Genomic DNA, 17363 nt, shown 5'->3' with positions numbered 1-17363 from the left:
AGGGACGCAGGGGCGGGCATGGCGATAGAGAATGACCGCAGCCTGACCGATCTTCTGGAGCGGTTGGAACATGCCGCCGAGCACGATACGGTTTCGATGAGCGATATTCTGGATGAATTCGGCGACCGCGCGATCACGCCTTTCATCCTGCTGATTGCCCTCCTCCTGATCTCGCCGATATCCGGCATTCCCGGTGTTCCTACTCTCTCGGCGGTGGCTCTCGTGATTCTGGCGGTGCAGGCGTTGCGGGGGCAGCGGCGACTCTGGCTCCCTGATTTCCTGCTGCGCCGCGAAGTCGCAGGGCCGAGGCTGCGCAAATCGGCACATTGGTTGCGCCGTCCTGCCGCCTTCGTCGATCGTCATACCCGGCCGCGGCTGCGTATGCTCGCCACCGGCATGATGCGGTTCCTGACCCTGCTGGCGATCATGATCATTCCGCTGGCCTGGCCGGCGCTCGAATTATTGCCGATGGTCACCTCGGTGGGCGCGCTGACGGTGTTCCTGCTGGCCTTCGGCCTGTTCACCCGCGACGGGCTTTATGTGCTGCTCGGCTATATCTGCATCCTGATCACGCTTGTGCCCGGGGTTTATCTGCTCACCTGATCGTGGCGTCTTGCCGCGCGGCCCCGGCGCAGCCATATAGGGCGGATGATCAGAAGCGAAAACCGGCGAATGACGCGAGCAGATCTCCAGGCTTTCCTGGAAACCGACCGCGTGCGCAATTTCATCCTCGGCGTCATCGTCTTCAACGCGATCCTGCTCGGCCTCGAAACCTCGAAGCAGGCGATGGCGCAGGCAGGGGGGCTGATCCTGGCGCTCGATGCACTCTGTCTGGTGATTTTCGTTGTGGAACTGCTGGCCAAGATCCTCGCCTATCGCGGGCGCTTCTTCCGGGACGGCTGGAACATCTTCGACTTCGTGATCGTCGCCATCTCGCTTGTGCCGGCGGCACAGGGCTTTTCGGCGCTCCGGGCGTTGCGAATCCTCCGGGTTCTGCGGGTGGTGTCCTCGGCACCGCGGCTGCGCCGGGTGGTCGAGGGCTTCATCACCGCCTTGCCGGGCATGGCCTCCGTTTTCCTGCTGATGGCGCTGATTTTCTATATCGGCTCGGTGATCGCCACCAAGCTCTTCGGCCTGCATTTCCCCGAATGGTTCGGTACGCTGGCGCGCTCGGCCTATTCGCTGTTCCAGATCATGACGCTCGAAAGCTGGTCGATGGGGATCGTCCGACCGGTGATGGAAGTCTATCCGCTGGCTTGGCTGTTCTTCGTGCCCTTTATCATGATCACCACCTTTGCGGTGGTGAACCTTCTGGTCGGCCTGATCGTGAACTCAATGCAGGATGCGCATCAGGAGGAAAGCAATGCTGAAACCGGCGCCTATCGCGACGATGTTAGCCAGCGTCTGTCCAGAATCGAGACGCAGCTCGCACAGGTACTGGAACAGCGCGACCGTCCCGGTTCCGGCGGCTGATCAGGCCCGCTGCGCGCCGATCTGGGCGATGCCAAGCACATCGAGCACCTTGGCGGCAATCTGCTCGGCTTCCATTCCGGCGGTCTCGTACATGTCGGCGGGGCTTGCCTGATCGATGAAGATGTCGGGCAGGACCATGGAGCGGAATTTCAGGCCGGCATCGAACACGCCTTCCTCGGCCAGCAGCTGCGCGACATGGCTGCCGAAGCCACCGACCGCGCCCTCTTCGATGGTTATCAGCGCCTCGTGATCGGCAGCGAGGGCGAGGATCATATCGCGATCCAGCGGTTTGGCGAAGCGGGCATCGGCGATGGTAGGCGTGATCCCCTTCGCAGCGAGCGTTTCCGCGGCCTTGCGGGTTTCGGCCAGCCGCGTGCCGAAGGACAGCAACGCCACCTTGTTGCCGCGTGCAACGATCCGTCCCTTGCCGATCTCCAGCGGCGTGCCGCGCTCCGGCATCTCGACACCATTGCCCTCGCCCCGCGGATAGCGGAAGGCGATAGGGCCGTCGTCATAGGCCGCAGCCGTCGCCACCATATGGCGCAGCTCGGCCTCATCGGCAGCGGCCATCACCACGAAACCGGGCAGATTGGCCAGGAAGGCCACATCGAAAGCCCCGGCATGGGTGGCGCCATCGGCGCCGACCAGCCCGGCCCGGTCGATGGCGAAACGCACCGGCAGGCGCTGAATTGCCACGTCATGCACAACCTGATCATAACCGCGCTGCAGAAAGGTCGAATACATCGCGCAGAAGGGCTTCATCCCGCCCGCCGCCAGCGCCGCACTGAAGGTCACGCCATGCTGCTCGGCGATACCGACGTCAAAGCAACGGCTCGGATAGCGTTCGGCGAACAGATTGAGCCCGGTGCCGTCGGGCATCGCCGCTGTGACAGCGCAGATCTTCTCATCCGCCGCCGCCTCGGCCACCAGGCTGTCGCCAAAGACGCTGGTATAGCTCGGCGCGTTGCTCGGTGCCTTCTTCTGCTCTCCGGTCACGACGTTGAACTTGGCCGTCGCATGACCCTTGTCCCGCGCCTGCTCGGCCGGACCATAGCCCTTGCCCTTCTTGGTCAGCACATGAATCAGAATCGGGCCGGTGGCGCGCTGCTTGACGGTGCGCAGCACCGGCAGCAGCTGATCGAGATCATGACCGTCAATCGGGCCGAGATAGGAGAAGCCGAGCTGCTCAAAGAGGGTGCCCCCCACGGCCATGCCCTTGAGCATCTCCTTGGCGCGCTTGGCCCCTTCGCGAAACGGCTCCGGCAGCAGACTTACAGCACCTTTGGCGGCAGCCTTCAGCTCATGCAATGGTGCCTCGGAATAAAGACGGCTGAGATAGGAGGACATGGCACCGACCGGCGGCGCGATCGACATCTCGTTGTCGTTGAGGATCACGATCATCCGCTTGTTCAGCGCCCCGGCATTGTTCATCGCCTCATAGGCCATACCCGCAGACATCGAGCCGTCGCCGATGACCGCGATTGCATCGCCCAACCCCTCCGGCACATCGCCGCCGAGGTCCCGAGCCACGGCAAAGCCGAGCGCGGCGCTGATCGAGGTCGAGGAATGCGCTGCGCCAAACGGGTCATAGGGGCTTTCGCTGCGCTTGGTGAAACCGCTCAAGCCGTCCTTCATCCGCAAGGTGCGAATCCGGTCGCGCCGCTCGGTCAGGATCTTGTGGGGATAGCATTGATGCCCGACATCCCAGATGATCTTGTCGCGCGGCGTGTCGAACACCGCATGCAGAGCCACGGTCAGCTCGACAACGCCGAGCCCTGCGCCGAGATGCCCCCCGGTAACCGAGACGGCCGAAATCGTCTCCGCCCGCAATTCCCGCGTCAGCTGTTCGAGCTGAGCATCGGAAAGCCCCTTCAGGTCGGCAGGTCGCCGGATCTGGTCGAGCAGCGGCGTCTCGGGCGTGTTACTCATTCCTGCCTCCTCCAAGGATGGCTCAATTCTGTCGCGCAATAACGAAGCGCGCAGCGTCCCGCAAGGTTGCGGCATCCTCTCCATAGGGAGATAGGGCGTCGCAAGCGGATTCCGCCAGTTCCCCGGCCCGGCGCCGGGCGGCCTCCAACCCGAGCAGTGACACGAAGGTCGCCTTGCCGGCGGCATCGTCCTTGCCGACCGCCTTGCCCATTTCCGCCGCATCGCCCTCGACATCGAGAATGTCATCCGCGATCTGGAAAGCGAGGCCAAGGTCGGCAGCATAGCGAGACAGCGCGGTGATATCCGCTCCGGCCATGCGTGGCCCGACACTCGCCGCCCACTCGATCAGGGCCCCGGTCTTGCCAGATTGCAATCCGGTAATTTCGGCGAGGGTCAGGGGCTCGGCGGCGGATTCCGCCGCGATATCGAGCGCCTGACCGCCAACCATGCCACGCACTCCGGCTGCCTGCGCCAGGCTGAGCACCAGCGAAACCTGCTGCTGCGGCGGACATCCGACCTGGGCAATCAATTGGAACGCCAGCGCTTGCAGGGCATCGCCGGACAGCACCGCCGTCGTCTCGTCCCATCTGCGGTGCACCGATGGCTGGCCGCGCCGCAGATCATCGTCATCCATACAGGGCAGGTCGTCATGGATCAGGGAGTAGCCATGCATCGCCTCGATCGCCGCCGCCGCCGGAGCCGCGGCCGCGGCGTCGAAACCATGCAGCCGCGCGCTTTCCAGCGCCAGAAAGGCCCGCAGCCCCTTGCCGCCACGGGTGGCATAGAGCATCGCCGCAGCGACCGGCCCTTCTGCCCCGGTGAGGGCCTGCGCGATGCCATTCGCCGCGACCTCCTGTGCATGGTGCAGGGCGGTTGCGAAGGATCTGGGTTTCAGATCGGCTGTCACGCGCAGCTCACAGTCCTTCAACCGGCCGCGTGCCGACCGGTTTGCCGTCACCATCCAGTGTAATCGCCGCGACCTTTTCCTCGGCTTCCTTCAGCTTGGTCTCGCAGCGCGCCTTGAGCTGCGCTCCGCGTTCATAGAGCGCGATGCTCTCCTCCAGCGCGACATCGCCGCGTTCGAGCTGCCCCAGCACCTTTTCAAGCTCGGCCATCGCCGCCTCGAAACTCATCTCGTTCACCGCAGTCTCGCTCATATCTGCCTCGCAAATCAATTTTGCCGGGACCATAAAGGGACAGCCGGGCCAAGACCAGCAGCCTCCCCGATTCTCCGGACTAAAAATACCTCAGGGGGGTCTGGGGGTCTGAAACCCCCGGTCCGACCTCTCAGTCAGGCGCCAGCATATAGCCGGCGCCGCGCACCGTCTGCAGGTAGCGCGGCTGTTTCGGATCATGCTCGATCTTACGCCGCAGCCGGGTGATCTGCACATCGACCGCGCGTTCCTGCGCCTGACCCCGGTCGCGCCCCAGTTCCTCGACCAGCTTGGCGCGGCTCAAAGCGGTATCGGGCTGTGCAGCGAAGATCTTCATCAGCTGGACTTCGGTCGCGGTGAGACGGATCAGCTCATCCCCCTGCCACATCTCGCCGCGTTCCAGATCATATCGGATCGGTCCCAGCGACAATACCTTGGGGGTTGCATCGGCGACGCTGGTATCGGGCATCCGGCGCAGGATCGCGTTGATGCGCAGCAGCAATTCCTTGGGTTCGAAAGGTTTCGGCAGGTAATCGTCCGCCCCCGCCTCGAGTCCCTCGATCCGGTTATCGGTCTCGCCCTTGGCGGTGAGCAGCAGGATCGGTGTTTGCATGGTCTCGCGCAGCGATCGCGTCAGCGCCAGCCCATCTTCGCCGGGCATCATCACGTCGAGCACGATCAGGTCGAAATCGAGCCCTTTCAATATCCGTCGCGCATGCGGTGCATCGCGCGCGGAGGTGACGAGGAAGCCGTGACGGATCAGGAATTTCTGCAGCAGCGTGCGGATGCGTTCATCGTCATCCACGATCAGCAGATGGGCGTCCTGTTCGCTCATGGCTTGGAATCCTTGAGCCTGATGAAACTATGGCGCATTTCCGGGTCCATCATCGCCTCGAGCACGGTCTTGAACCCGGCGACCGCCTCGGGCCCGGCATCGCGGAACGCAGCGCGCAGCCGGGCGCGTTGGGCGTCGGACAGAGTCTGTTCAAGCTGCTTTCCCTGTTCGGTCAGGTAGAGATGGCGTTCGCGCTTGTCATTCTTGCCGACCCTGCTCTCTACCAGACCATCGCTGATCAGGGTGCGCAACACACGGTTCAGTGATTGTTTGGTCACCCCGAGAATGTTCAGCAGGTTGTTCACTGTCGTTCCCGGGGCCCGGTTGATGAAGTGGATCGCCCTATGATGCGCGCGGCCATAGGCCAGCTCGTCGAGAATCCGGTCGGGGTCGGCCGTGAAGCCGCGATAGGCGAAGAACATTGCCTCGATACCCTGACGCAATTGCTCATCGGTCAGGAAAAGCAGGCTTTCGCCGCTGATGCTTGAGGGGCCGCGCCCGTCTGTCATGATCATTCCCACAGGTTGCCTCTCGCGAGTTTACGTCAGCCTTGTTGACATTCCAAGAGCGAAAGGATAACGAAACGTGAGTTTAGCGCAACAAAATATCCAGTCCGGACTTGAGTCGCGCAATATTCGCAAAATTATTAGGCGAGATGTGGAAAGGAAAGACCATGGCAGGCGCATATGATGATCGGGACGGGTATATCTGGCTGGATGGGAAGATGGTCGATTGGCGCGATGCCAATATTCATATCCTGACCCACGCGCTGCATTATGCATCGGCTGTCTTCGAGGGCGAGCGCGCCTATGGCGGCAAGATTTTCAAGTCGCGCGAACATTCCGAGCGGCTGAAGCGCTCCGCGGAGATGATCGATTTCGAGATCCCCTATACGATCGACGAAATCGAGGCGGCAAAGGTCGAAGTGCTCGCGGCTTCCGGGCTGAAGGACGCATATGTCCGCGCCATCGCCTGGCGCGGGGTCGGAGAAGACATGGGTGTCGCCTCGGCACGCAACCCGGTGCGGCTTGCCATCGCTGCCTGGGAATGGGGGGCCTATTACGGCGACGCCAAGATGAAGGGCGCCAAGCTCGACATCTCGAAATGGAAGCGCCCGAGCCCCGAAACCATTCCGAGCCATGCCAAGGCTGCCGGGCTCTACATGATCTGCACGATGTCCAAACATGCCGCCGAGGCAAAGGGCTGTTCGGATGCGATGATGTTCGATTACCGCGGCTACGTCGCCGAGGCGACGGGCGCCAATATGTTCTTCGTCAAGGATGGCGAAGTCCATACGCCGGACCCGGATTGCTTCCTTAACGGGATTACCCGCCAGACGGTGATCGGCATGCTGCGCGAGAAGCAGGTCAAGGTCCACGAACGTCACATCATGCCCGAGGAGCTGGAAGGCTTCGAGCAATGCTGGCTGACCGGCACCGCGGCGGAGGTCACCCCGGTCGGACAGATCGGCGATTACAATTTCGAGGTCGGGGCCCTGACCCGCGACATCGCGGAGAGTTACGAAAAGCTGGTGCGCAGCTGATCAGAGACCCGTCAGATAGCGCGCTGTTTTCGCCGCAAGCGAAGCCATGGCGCGCGCGGAATTGAACATGGTCGCCATCTGAAAGGTGACGAAAAAGAGAGCGACATAGAAGAGCGCTTCGTAGTCATATACTCGTTCCATCCAGCGCTGTCTGATTGCCCATCCTGTGAATACCGGATGGGCAATCGCGGCGAGCCCGCCGCCGATCAGAATGCCAACGGCGATATCAGAGGGCCAGTGCAGGCCGAAGAAGATCCTCGGCACCAGCACGACCACAAGAGAATAGATTAGCGCCAAGACACCAGCCAGCCGGTTCATGTAGAAAATACACACGCATAATGCCGCGTAGAAGACCGCATGATCGCTGGGCATCGAGCTCCAGCCGTCCAGTAAGTCCTCGTAAAACCATTCAGGCAAGATTATCGAGACATCGGGGTCATGCAGTGGCCGCAACCGGTGAGGAAATGTCAAGGCAAGGAGCCGTCCTGCCAACAGCGCAATCATTGCGATGAGTATGCTCGACAATACCTGGGGTCTGTAGACATAGGCCCCCTCTTTGCGGCGCCCCCAGAAAAACCACAGGAGCGCAATGATCGGGATGCCTTTGGTCACCGGATTGGATGAGATTCTTCTATAGGCAATATCAAACTCGGGAACACGACCAATCAGGGAGTTCAGATAAGAAAGAAGCTCCAGGTCCATGAAAGAAGCCTTGTTTCAAAAAATGTTTGAGAATCGCGTGTCGAAAAATAAAAAAAACAAACTACGTGATAGAGGCATGATTCCGCCACAATAGTAAAGACTGCAGAGGGCGGCATGAACTTTGCTGGGAGCTATGCAGAGTTCACCGGTACTTCAAGCTTCCTTGCGAACGTCGGTTCAATGGTCCGCTGTCCGATACAGACAACCTCGATGTGTGATCGCGCCGAGACCGCGGGACGCCTCGACGCGTTGTGACACAGGATAAACTCATGAGGTGACGCCAAGCCGCCGCCGCTGCCGGTCCCGCAACGATGCTTCAGCCGAATGGCGCGTGTTATCGGTGAAAAGCTTCAGAAATCGACACCCTTCTGAGCCTTGATACCGGCCTTGAACGGATGTTTCACCTCTGACATCTCGGTGACCAGATCGGCATAGTCGCACAGTTCCGGCTTGGCATCGCGCCCGGTCAGGATCACTGCGGTGCGCTTGTCGCGCGCATCGAGCGCGTCGATCACCTCGGCCACTCTGACATAGTCATAGCGCATGGCGATGTTGATCTCGTCGAGCACCACAAGGTCGAACTCGCCACTCTGCATCATCTCGCGCGCCTTGGAGAAGGCGGCCTGTGCAGCCGCGATGTCGCGCTCCTTGTCCTGAGTGTTCCATGTGAAACCATCGCCCATCGTGTGCCAGGTGACGCCGCCGACGTCTTCGAGGAACAGCCGCTCGCCGGTCTTCCACTTGCCCTTGATGAATTGCACCACCCCGACCTTCTGCTTCCAGCCAAGCGCGCGGATCACCACGCCGAAGGCGCTGGAGGATTTGCCCTTGCCCGCCCCGGTATGGACCAGCACCAGCCCCTTCTCCGGATCCTGAAGCTCTGCGACCTTCGCACGTTGCTCGGCCTGACGGGCCTGCATCTTCTGTTTGTGGGCGTCCTGGTCTGCGTCCGACATGGGGTTCTCCTTGTCCAAAATTCTGCGCACCATATGCGCTGGGGCGGCGAGGTAAAGCCTCAGGCCTTCGGATCGGTGACCGATCGCGCCTTGGACCGGTCCATGCCGAGCTGGCTTTCCCGCCAGATCACCAGCGCCCCGGCGGCGATGACCAGCAGCGCTCCCGCGAGCATCACCATCGTCGGCAGTTCGGAGAAAAAGAAATACCCGATCACTATGGCGAAGAGCATCGAAGTGTAATCATAGGGTGCCAGCATCGACACCGTGCCGAAACGATAGGAGGAGGTCACCAGGATCTGCGCGACCCCTCCGATCAACCCGGCCAGCGCAAGCAGCGCCGCGGTTTCCCAGCTTGGCACGACCCAGCCGAAGGGCAGGGTCAACAGCGCCAGCAGCGAGGCGGTGACGGAAAAATAGAAGACGATGGCGGCGGTATGTTCGCTCTGCACCATCTGGCGCAGGTGGATTTGCACGAGGCTGCGCATCATCGTGGCCATCAGGACCAGCAGGGCACCGATCGTCGCGGTCTGTTCCATCGTGCCGATATCGCTGAAACGCGGCCAGAGAATGATCATCACGCCTACCAGCCCGAGCGCCACCGCGGTCACCCGGACGAGCCTGATCTGCTCGCCCAGCAGGACAGCGGCGAGGATCACGGTGAAGATCGGCGCGGCGAAGCCGATGGCTGTGACCTCGGGCAGGGGCAGCAGGCCCAGGCCGGCAAAGGTCAGCCCCATTGCGGTCGTACCGAACAGCCCGCGCCAGACATGGACCATCGGGTTCTTCGCTTTCAGCCCATAGGCAAGCTGCCCGCGCTGCGCGAGCCAGATCAGGATTACCGGAATGGCGAAGAAGGAGCGGAAGAACACCGCCTCACCGGGAGGCACTTCATCTGCGGTGGCCTTGATGATCGCCGACATGAACGTGAAAAGCAGGATCGCCGTGACCTTGAGGCCGACACCGAGGGCCGGACGGGCGGAGAAATCCTCGACCTTTGCCACCTAGACCTGCCTCACGCTTGCGGGCCGATCTGTCCGCGGTTCTGCCCGACCTGTCCACGATGCAGCAACATGTGATCGAGGATCACGCAGGCCATCATCGCTTCGCCAACCGGCACTGCACGGATCCCGACGCAGGGGTCATGACGGCCCTTGGTAATGATCTCGCTGTCTTCGCCGGTCTTGGTGACGGTCTTGCGGGTGGTCAGAATGCTCGAGGTCGGCTTCACTGCGAAACGCACGACGATGTCCTGTCCGGTGCTGATACCGCCGAGAATGCCGCCCGCGTGGTTGGAGGAATAGACCGGCCCCTCCGGTCCCATGCTGATCTCGTCTGCGTTAAGTTCACCGGTGAGCATCGCGGCGGACATGCCTTCGCCGATCTCGACGCCCTTGACCGCATTGATGCTCATCATCGCCGCGGCGAGATCGGTGTCGAGCTTGCCATAGACCGGTGCACCGATCCCGGCGGGCACGCCCCGCGCCACCACTTCGATGATCGCGCCGACGGAGGAGCCCGATTTGCGCAGCCCGTCGAGATAGTCGGCCCATTCGCTTGCCGCCCCCGCGTCGGGCACCCAGAACGGATTGCGCGCGATCTCGTCCCAGTCAAAGGCGTCGCGGTCGATCTTGTGGGGGCCCATCTGCACCATGTAGCCGGTGATCTCGACCTCCGGCGCCATGGCGCGGATCACCTCCCGCGCCAGCCCGCCCGCTGCCACGCGCGCGGCGGTCTCGCGCGCCGAAGAGCGCCCGCCGCCGCGATAATCGCGGATGCCGTATTTCTGGAAATAGGTGATGTCGGCGTGACCGGGGCGGAACTTGTCCTTGATGTCGCCGTAATCCTTGCTGCGTTGATCGGTATTCTCGATCATCAGCTGCACCGGCGTGCCGGTGGTGACGCCCTCGAACGTGCCCGACAGGATTTTCACCGCGTCGGCCTCGCGCCGCTGTGTCGTGTATTTGTTCTGCCCCGGTTTGCGCTTGTCGAGCCAATGCTGAAGCATCTCGGCATCGATCTTCACCCCCGGCGGGCAGCCATCGACGGTCGCGCCGAGCGCCGGGCCATGACTTTCGCCCCATGTTGTAACGCGGAATAGATGGCCAAAGCTGTTGATCGACATGAACGGCACTCCTGTTGCCCTGTGCATATCGCCCGGCGCGGGGTCTCTCAAGGGGATATGGCTTGCATAAGCCTGCGTGCCGCCCTACCTGTTGGCTCACCTCGGGGGGCCGCAAGGCTGATATGCGCGCAATGCGCGGACCCGTTGAACCTGAACCGGTTAACACCGGCGAAGGGAAGGTCCGGAGCTGCATCCGCCTTGCACCTTTCGCCGCAGAGGAGGATGCCATGAAGTATCTTGCATTTGCAGCGGGCCTCGTCGGGGCCTCGGCGGCGCTCGCCGAAACCCCTCAACTGACAGTCTATACCTATGACAGCTTCGTGTCCGACTGGGGGCCGGGGCCGCAGATCGAGAAGGCCTTCGAGACCGAATGCGGCTGCGACCTGAAATTTGTCGGCATGGGCGACGGTGCCGCGCTGCTGGCGCGGCTGAAGCTGGAAGGTGCCCGCTCCGAGGCCGATGTGGTGCTCGGGCTCGACACCAGCCTGATCGCTGCCGCCAAGGAGACGGGGCTCTTCGCCGGAAGCGATGTGGAGGCCGATTATACCCTGCCGATCGAGTGGCGGGATGACGTCTTCGCGCCCTATGACTGGGGCTATTTCGCATTCGTGCATGACAAGGACCTGCAGGCACCCGGCAACTTCCGCGCCCTGGCGGAAAGCGACCTGAAGATAGTCATTCAGGATCCGCGTTCCTCGACCCCGGGTCTCGGGCTGTTGATGTGGGTCAAGGCGGCCTATGGCGACGAAGCCGAGACCATCTGGCAGGGGCTGGCCAACAATGTGGTGACGGTGACCAAGGGCTGGTCGGAGGCCTATGGGCTGTTTCTCGAAGGCGAGGCCGACATGGTGCTGAGCTACACCACCTCACCGGCCTACCATCTCATTGCCGAGGAGGATGACAGCAAGACCGCCGCGGCGTTCGACGAGGGCCATTACCTGCAGGTCGAAGTCGTCGGCAAGCTGGCGGGCAGCGACCAACCCGATCTGGCCGACCGGTTCATCGCCTTCATGGTCTCCGATACGGCGCAATCAATCCTGCCAACCACCAACTGGATGTACCCGGCGGTGATGCCGGAAGCCGGTCTGCCGTCCGGGTTCGACACCTTGATTGCGCCTGAGAAGGCGCTGCTGTTGCCGAATGAGGATATCCCCACGGTACGTGACGAAGCTTTGCAGGAATGGCTCGGCGCGCTGTCGCAATAAGGCCCTGGGCGGGGCGGGCCGCCGCGCTCGGCGTTGCGGTCCTGATCCTGCTGGCGTTGCTGGCGGTGCTGATGCGCGCCGAACTCGGTCGCGGCCTCGGGGCGGCCGACTGGGCGGCGATCCGTTTCACCATCTGGCAGGCAGTTCTGTCCGCGCTGATCTCCGTCGCACTGGCGGTGCCGGTCGCTCGGGCCCTGGCGCGCCGACGCTTCGTCGGACGCGGGATGCTGGTGACCCTGCTCGGCGCGCCCTTCATCCTCCCGGTGATTGTCGCGGTGCTCGGGCTGCTCACGGTCTTCGGGCGTAGCGGCTGGCTCAACACGCTGTTCGGTCAGCTCGGCCTGCCGAGCCTCTCGATTTACGGATTGCACGGTGTGGTGCTGGCGCATGTTTTCTTCAACCTGCCGCTCGCGACAAGGCTGCTGCTGCAGGGCTGGCAGTCGATCCCGGCGGAACGGTTCCGCCTTGCCGCGCAGCTCGGATTGACCCCGCGGGCAACATTTCTGACGCTCGAGTGGCCCCTGCTGCGCCAGGTCGTGCCGGGAGCCCTGGCGCTTATCTTCGTGATCTGCCTGACCAGCTTTGCGGTGGCGCTGACCCTTGGCGGCGGACCGCGCGCGACCACGCTGGAACTGGCGATCTATCAGGCCTTCCGCTTCGATTTCGATCTCGGCCGGGCGGCCCTGCTCTCGGTGCTGCAGCTAGTGATTGCCGGGTCGGCGGCGTTGGTGGCCCTGTGGATCGCGCCACCGCTGAGCCTCGGAGGCGGGCTTGACCGGCAGATGCGGCGCTGGGATGCGCGCGGTGGCGGGCAGCGGCTGCTTGATGCATTCTTGATCGCCCTGGCGGCGCTGTTCCTGCTGGCGCCACTGGCGGCGATCCTGTCTCGTGGCTTGGTAGGGCTGCCGCTCATGCCGGTGAGCGTCTGGCGCGCCGCCGGAACATCGCTGACGGTTGCGCTGCTGAGTGTTGCCCTGCTCGGCCTTCTGGCGCTGCCGATGGCGGGCTGGATCGCTACACGGCAGCGCGGCGGCGGCGAAGCGGTGGGTCTGCTGGGGCTCGCCGCGTCGCCGCTGATGATCGGCACCGGCTGGCTCATCCTGATCAATCCGGTGCTCGATCCGTCCCGGCTGGCCTTGCCCGTCACCGCGCTAGTCAACGCGCTGACGGCACTTCCCTTCGCGCTGCGTATCCTCGTGCCCCGGTTGCGCGATACCTTGGTGGATTATGGCCGTCAGGCTCAGATGCTGGGGCTGCAGGGTCTGCCGCTCTGGCGCTGGCTGATCCTGCCGCGGCTGCGGGCACAGCTCGGTTTCGCCCTGGGTCTGACCGGAGCGCTGTCCATCGGCGACCTGGGCGTGATCGCGCTGTTTGCCGATCCGCAATCGGCGACCCTGCCGCTGCAGATGTACCGTCTGATGGGCGCCTATCAGATGGAGGCCGCTGCCGGTGCGGCGCTGCTGCTGCTGACGCTGGCGCTCGGCGTGTTCTGGATTTTCGATCGGGGCGGGCGGTATCATGCTGAAGCTTGAAGGGTTGTTGATCGCGCAGGGCGATTTCATCCTGCAAGCTGATTTCACCCTCGAGGGCGGACGACGCTATGCGGTGATCGGCCCCTCGGGCGCGGGAAAATCGACGCTGCTTGCCGCGCTCTGCGGTTTCGTGCCGCTGGCGCGCGGTCGCTTGCTGTGGCGCGGTCACGATATCAGTGCCGCCGCGCCGGGCGCGCGGCAGATGACGATGCTGTTTCAGGACAACAACCTGTTTCCCCATCTCAGCGTCGCCCAGAATGTCGGGCTCGGACTGCGCCCTGATCTGCGGCTTTCGCCGGAAGAGCGTCAAAGAGTGGAAGCGGCCCTGCACCGGGTCGGGCTTGGGGCGCATGTGGAAAAACGCCCCGGTGCGCTTTCCGGCGGACAACAGAGTCGCGCCGCCCTTGCGCGGGTTCTGGTGCAGGCAAGGCCGCTGGTGCTGCTCGACGAACCTTTCGCCGCGCTCGGTCCGGCGCTGCGCCGCGAGATGCTCGAGCTGATGCGCGAGCTGGTGGACGAGACCGGTGCGGCGCTTGTCATGGTCAGCCACGCGCCGGAAGACGTGCGCCATATTTCCGAAGAAGTGATCTTCGTCGAGGGAGGCAGGGCCCAACAGCCACAACCGACCGCGACGCTGATGGACAATCCGCCGCCCGAGCTGCGCGCCTATCTCGGCTGAGACAGACGGAATGACGCAGGGCCTCCGCTCCGTCTTTCGGGGTATCGTTCTGCGCGAGATAGTGGGTGTGTCGCGCGCGGGAAAGCGCGATACTCCGGCAAGACCGACGCTCATTGACAAGGATATTTCCCATGAAACTCTATTATTCCCCAACCTCGCCCTATGTGCGCAAAGTCATGGTCCTGCTGCACGAGACCGGTCAAATTGCCGATGTGACGCTGGAAACAACCTCCGGCACACCGCTGGCTCCGGCAGAGGGTTTTCCCTCGCATAACCCGCTCGGCAAGGTGCCGGCGCTGGCGCGTGCCGAGGGGCCAACGCTCTATGACAGTCGGGTCATCTGCGCCTATCTCGATGACCGCACCGGCGGCAGCCTTTACCCGCAGGGCGCCCGCCGCTGGGATGCGCTGACGCTGGAGGCGACGGCGGATGGTATCCTCGATGCGGCTTTGCTGATGGCCTATGAATGGCGGCTGCGCCCCGAGGAGAAGCGTATGGAGGACTGGGTGGAAGGGCAATGGGACAAGGTCTCAAGGGCCTGTTCGGCGCTGAACAATCGCTGGATGAGCCACCTCTGCGGACCGCTCGACATCGGGCAGATCGCGGTCGGCTGCGCGCTTGGCTATCTCGATCTGCGCCATGATGCGCGCAACTGGCGGCAGAATAACGAAGCGCTGGCGGATTGGTTCGCCAAATTCGATTCGCGCCCCTCGATGCAGGCGACAGCCCCGCCGACGGTCTGACCCGACGGGATGATATTGCCACAGCGGCGTGATTTTTTCCGGTGACGCCGCTTGCTGCGACGCTTTGCGCGCCATTGACGTCTGGACGGGCGCGCTATCCCTCGGTAGATAGCGCCCTGAAGTGCGGTGGCAATCAGATGCCATCATTGTGTCTGATGGCCAATTATTGGCGAAAAATTGGAGAAAGCCCGTGTCCCAAGCAGATGAACACGCAGGAAGCCGGAGGGATTTCCTCTATTACGCGACCGCCGGAACCGGTGCCGTCGCGGTCGGCGCCGCCGTGTGGCCGCTGGTCAACCAGATGAACCCTTCGGCAGACGTCAAGGCGCTGTCCTCGATCCGTGTGGATGTTTCTGGTGTCGACGTGGGGACGCAGTTGACCGTGAAATGGCTGGGCAAGCCGGTGTTCATCCGCCGTCGGACGGAGCAGGAGATCGCCGAAGCGCGCGAGGTCGAACTCAGCGCTCTGCCGGACCAGAATGCCGAAAACGCCAACCTGCCGGGCGTGCAGCCCGCCACCGACGAAAACCGCGCGTTGGACGAAACGGGCGAATGGCTGGTGATGATCGGTGTCTGCACCCATCTTGGCTGCGTGCCGCTGGGCGATGCGGGGGATTTCGGTGGCTGGTTCTGTCCGTGTCACGGGTCGCATTACGACACCGCGGGACGCATTCGTAAGGGGCCGGCGCCGAGCAACCTTCTGGTGCCGGTCGCCGAGTTCCTCGACGAAACCACGATCAAACTGGGTTAAGGGAGAGCACGGATGTCTGGAATTCCGCACGACCATTACGAGCCGAAAACCGGCGGCGAACAGTGGCTGCATCGCCGCCTTCCCGTGGTCGGTCTGCTCTATGATACATTGATGATCCCCACGCCCAAGAACCTGAACTGGATGTGGATCTGGGGCATCGTCCTGACCTTCTGTCTGGCGCTGCAGATCATTACCGGCATCGTCCTGGTGATGCACTACACACCGCATGTGGACATGGCCTTTGCTTCGGTCGAGCATATCATGCGTAACGTCAATGGCGGCTACATGCTGCGCTATCTGCACATGAACGGCGCCTCGCTGTTCTTCGTCGCGGTCTATGCCCATATCTTCCGCGGCCTCTACTACGGTTCCTACAAGGCCCCGCGCGAGGTGACCTGGATCATCGGCATGCTGATTTACCTGCTGATGATGGCCACCGGCTTCATGGGCTACGTGCTGCCCTGGGGTCAGATGTCCTTCTGGGGTGCGACCGTAATCACCGGCCTCTTCGGTGCGATCCCCTTTATCGGGGAAAGCCTGCAGACGCTGCTGCTCGGCGGCCCGGCGGTGGACAATGCCACGCTGAACCGCTTCTTTTCGCTGCATTACCTCCTGCCCTTCGTGATCGCAGGCCTGGTTCTGGTGCATATCTGGGCCTTCCACACCACCGGCAACAACAACCCCACCGGGGTAGAGGTGCGCCGCGGCTCGAAGGAAGAAGCCGAACGCGACACGCTGCCGTTCTGGCCCTATTTCGTGATCAAGGATCTCTTCGCCCTGGCGGTGATCCTGGTGGTGTTCTTCGCGATCGTCGGTTTCATGCCGAACTATCTCGGTCACCCCGATAACTACATCGAAGCCAACCCGCTGGCGACGCCCGCGCATATCGTGCCCGAATGGTACTTCCTGCCCTTCTACGCGATCCTGCGCGCCTTCACCTCGGAAGTCTGGGTCGTTCAGATCGCCTCCTTCGTGACCGGCGGCATCATCGATGCGAAGTTCTTCGGCGTGCTGGCGATGTTCGGGGCGATTGCGGTGATGGCGCTGGTGCCGTGGCTGGATACTTCCAACGTGCGCTCCGGCCGTTATCGCCCGATGTTCAAATGGTGGTTCGCGCTGCTGGTGGTGGATTTCTTCGCGCTGATGTGGCTCGGTGCCATGCCCGCGGAAGAGCCCTATGCCACGTTCTCGCTGATCGCCTCGGCCTATTGGTTCGCCTATTTCCTGGTGATCCTGCCGCTGCTCGGCGTGATCGAGAAACCGCTGCCCCAGCCTGAAACCATCGAAGCCGATTTCGACGCGCATTATGCGCCCAAGGCGGGCGGAACCCATACGCTCGTCAAGCCGACGGAATAAGGACCATGATCATGAAGAAGAACAACATCCTTTCGGCCGTGGTCGCCATGGGGTTCGTGGTGCCGGGGAGCTTTGCCCTGGCACAGGAAACCGACACGACGACCGAGCAATTGCAGCTCGACACTGCGCCGGAAACCGAGGCCACGCCGGAGGCCGAAGCCACGCCGGAGGCCGAAGCCACGCCGGAAGCTGAACAGGCTCCGGCGGCGGAAGTCGAAACGCCGGAAGCGGAAGCGGATGCAGACAGCGCTGCTGACGAAACCGAGGCCGAGGCGGATGTCACGCCGACAACCGAGCCCGAAGCGGAAGCCCCGGCCGAGGAAGTAACCGAGACCGAGACGGAAGCTCAGACCGAAGAGGCGACCGAAGCCGAAGCAGCAACC

General features: G+C 62.9%; 18 protein-coding genes and 1 riboswitch. Of the genes, 9 read left to right on the top strand and 9 right to left on the bottom strand.

Annotated features, from left to right (window positions below):
- Positions 1-18: 18 nt before the first annotated feature.
- Positions 19-603 carry an exopolysaccharide biosynthesis protein gene (locus tag ACFSUD_RS01860; RefSeq protein ID WP_386370900.1) on the top strand — a complete coding sequence of 195 codons (585 nt, stop codon included), beginning with the start codon at positions 19-21 and terminating at the stop codon, positions 601-603.
- 69 nt (positions 604-672) lie between these two features.
- On the top strand, positions 673-1473 hold the full coding sequence (locus tag ACFSUD_RS01855) for an ion transporter (protein ID WP_386370898.1): 801 nt from the start codon (positions 673-675) through the stop codon (positions 1471-1473).
- Here the strand turns inward: ACFSUD_RS01855 and dxs are convergent, their stop codons facing one another.
- The 5 genes from dxs to ACFSUD_RS01830 all read right to left on the bottom strand — a co-directional run bounded on the left by dxs (position 1474) and on the right by ACFSUD_RS01830 (position 5900).
- A complete protein-coding gene (gene dxs / locus ACFSUD_RS01850) occupies positions 1474-3402 on the bottom strand; it encodes a 1-deoxy-D-xylulose-5-phosphate synthase (RefSeq protein ID WP_386370896.1) in 1929 nt (642 codons plus the stop codon).
- A gap of 22 nt (positions 3403-3424) precedes the next feature.
- Complete coding sequence (locus ACFSUD_RS01845; protein WP_386370893.1) at positions 3425-4363, bottom strand: polyprenyl synthetase family protein; 939 nt, start codon at positions 4361-4363, stop codon at positions 3425-3427.
- Positions 4317-4559 (bottom strand): exodeoxyribonuclease VII small subunit, encoded by a 243-nt coding sequence (locus tag ACFSUD_RS01840; RefSeq protein WP_386370891.1) that lies wholly within the window; start codon positions 4557-4559, stop codon positions 4317-4319. Before ACFSUD_RS01840 ends, ACFSUD_RS01845 begins: the two co-directional genes overlap by 47 nt.
- Positions 4560-4689: 130 nt before the next feature.
- On the bottom strand, positions 4690-5391 hold the full coding sequence (locus tag ACFSUD_RS01835) for a response regulator (protein WP_386370889.1): 702 nt from the start codon (positions 5389-5391) through the stop codon (positions 4690-4692).
- The gene (locus tag ACFSUD_RS01830; protein ID WP_386370887.1) at positions 5388-5900 is read right to left on the bottom strand and encodes a MarR family winged helix-turn-helix transcriptional regulator; all 513 of its coding nucleotides are present in this window, start codon (positions 5898-5900) and stop codon (positions 5388-5390) included. Before ACFSUD_RS01830 ends, ACFSUD_RS01835 begins: the two co-directional genes overlap by 4 nt.
- A 164-nt stretch (positions 5901-6064) precedes the next feature.
- Here ACFSUD_RS01830 and ACFSUD_RS01825 point away from each other — a divergent pair, with 164 nt between their 5' ends.
- Positions 6065-6934: a branched-chain amino acid aminotransferase gene (locus tag ACFSUD_RS01825; RefSeq protein WP_386370885.1), complete on the top strand. Its 870-nt coding sequence runs from the start codon at positions 6065-6067 to the stop codon at positions 6932-6934.
- Here the strand turns inward: ACFSUD_RS01825 and ACFSUD_RS01820 are convergent, their stop codons facing one another.
- From ACFSUD_RS01820 to aroC, 4 genes are all read right to left on the bottom strand, one after another.
- A complete protein-coding gene (locus tag ACFSUD_RS01820; RefSeq protein ID WP_386370883.1) occupies positions 6935-7636 on the bottom strand; it encodes a phosphatase PAP2 family protein in 702 nt (233 codons plus the stop codon).
- 350 nt (positions 7637-7986) lie between these two features.
- Positions 7987-8592: a cob(I)yrinic acid a,c-diamide adenosyltransferase gene (cobO, locus tag ACFSUD_RS01815; RefSeq protein WP_386370881.1), complete on the bottom strand. Its 606-nt coding sequence runs from the start codon at positions 8590-8592 to the stop codon at positions 7987-7989.
- 59 nt (positions 8593-8651) lie between these two features.
- Positions 8652-9593, bottom strand: coding sequence for a DMT family transporter (locus ACFSUD_RS01810; protein ID WP_386370879.1), 942 nt, complete (start codon positions 9591-9593; stop codon positions 8652-8654).
- An 11-nt stretch (positions 9594-9604) separates the two neighbouring features.
- Positions 9605-10714, bottom strand: a complete 1110-nt coding sequence (aroC, locus tag ACFSUD_RS01805; protein WP_386370877.1) for a chorismate synthase — start codon at positions 10712-10714, stop codon at positions 9605-9607.
- Positions 10715-10806: 92 nt separating this feature from the next.
- Positions 10807-10908, top strand: a riboswitch (TPP riboswitch).
- Positions 10909-10941: 33 nt separating this feature from the next.
- On the opposite strand from aroC, the gene thiB reads away from it, so the two are divergent.
- From thiB to petB, 6 genes are all read left to right on the top strand, one after another.
- A complete protein-coding gene (thiB, locus tag ACFSUD_RS01800) occupies positions 10942-11919 on the top strand; it encodes a thiamine ABC transporter substrate binding subunit (RefSeq protein ID WP_386370875.1) in 978 nt (325 codons plus the stop codon).
- Entirely contained in the window at positions 11895-13451 is a 1557-nt protein-coding gene (locus ACFSUD_RS01795; protein WP_386370873.1) for a thiamine/thiamine pyrophosphate ABC transporter permease ThiP, read from the top strand. The genes thiB and ACFSUD_RS01795 overlap by 25 nt, the downstream gene beginning before the upstream one ends.
- A complete protein-coding gene (locus ACFSUD_RS01790; protein ID WP_386370871.1) occupies positions 13438-14130 on the top strand; it encodes a thiamine ABC transporter ATP-binding protein in 693 nt (230 codons plus the stop codon). Before ACFSUD_RS01795 ends, ACFSUD_RS01790 begins: the two co-directional genes overlap by 14 nt.
- A 131-nt stretch (positions 14131-14261) precedes the next feature.
- A complete protein-coding gene (locus ACFSUD_RS01785; RefSeq protein WP_386370869.1) occupies positions 14262-14873 on the top strand; it encodes a glutathione S-transferase in 612 nt (203 codons plus the stop codon).
- Between the two features lie 190 nt (positions 14874-15063).
- Positions 15064-15624, top strand: a complete 561-nt coding sequence (petA, locus tag ACFSUD_RS01780) for a ubiquinol-cytochrome c reductase iron-sulfur subunit (RefSeq protein ID WP_386370867.1) — start codon at positions 15064-15066, stop codon at positions 15622-15624.
- Positions 15625-15636: 12 nt separating this feature from the next.
- Entirely contained in the window at positions 15637-16980 is a 1344-nt protein-coding gene (petB, locus tag ACFSUD_RS01775) for a cytochrome b (RefSeq protein WP_386370865.1), read from the top strand.
- Positions 16981-17363: the final 383 nt, after the last annotated feature.

The organism is Sulfitobacter aestuarii, assembly GCF_042685005.1.
In the GTDB taxonomy this organism is placed as follows: Bacteria; Pseudomonadota; Alphaproteobacteria; order Rhodobacterales; family Rhodobacteraceae; genus Sulfitobacter; species Sulfitobacter aestuarii.
Note: the sequence above shows the minus strand (reverse complement) of the source record. Positions and strands in the feature narration are given on the sequence as shown.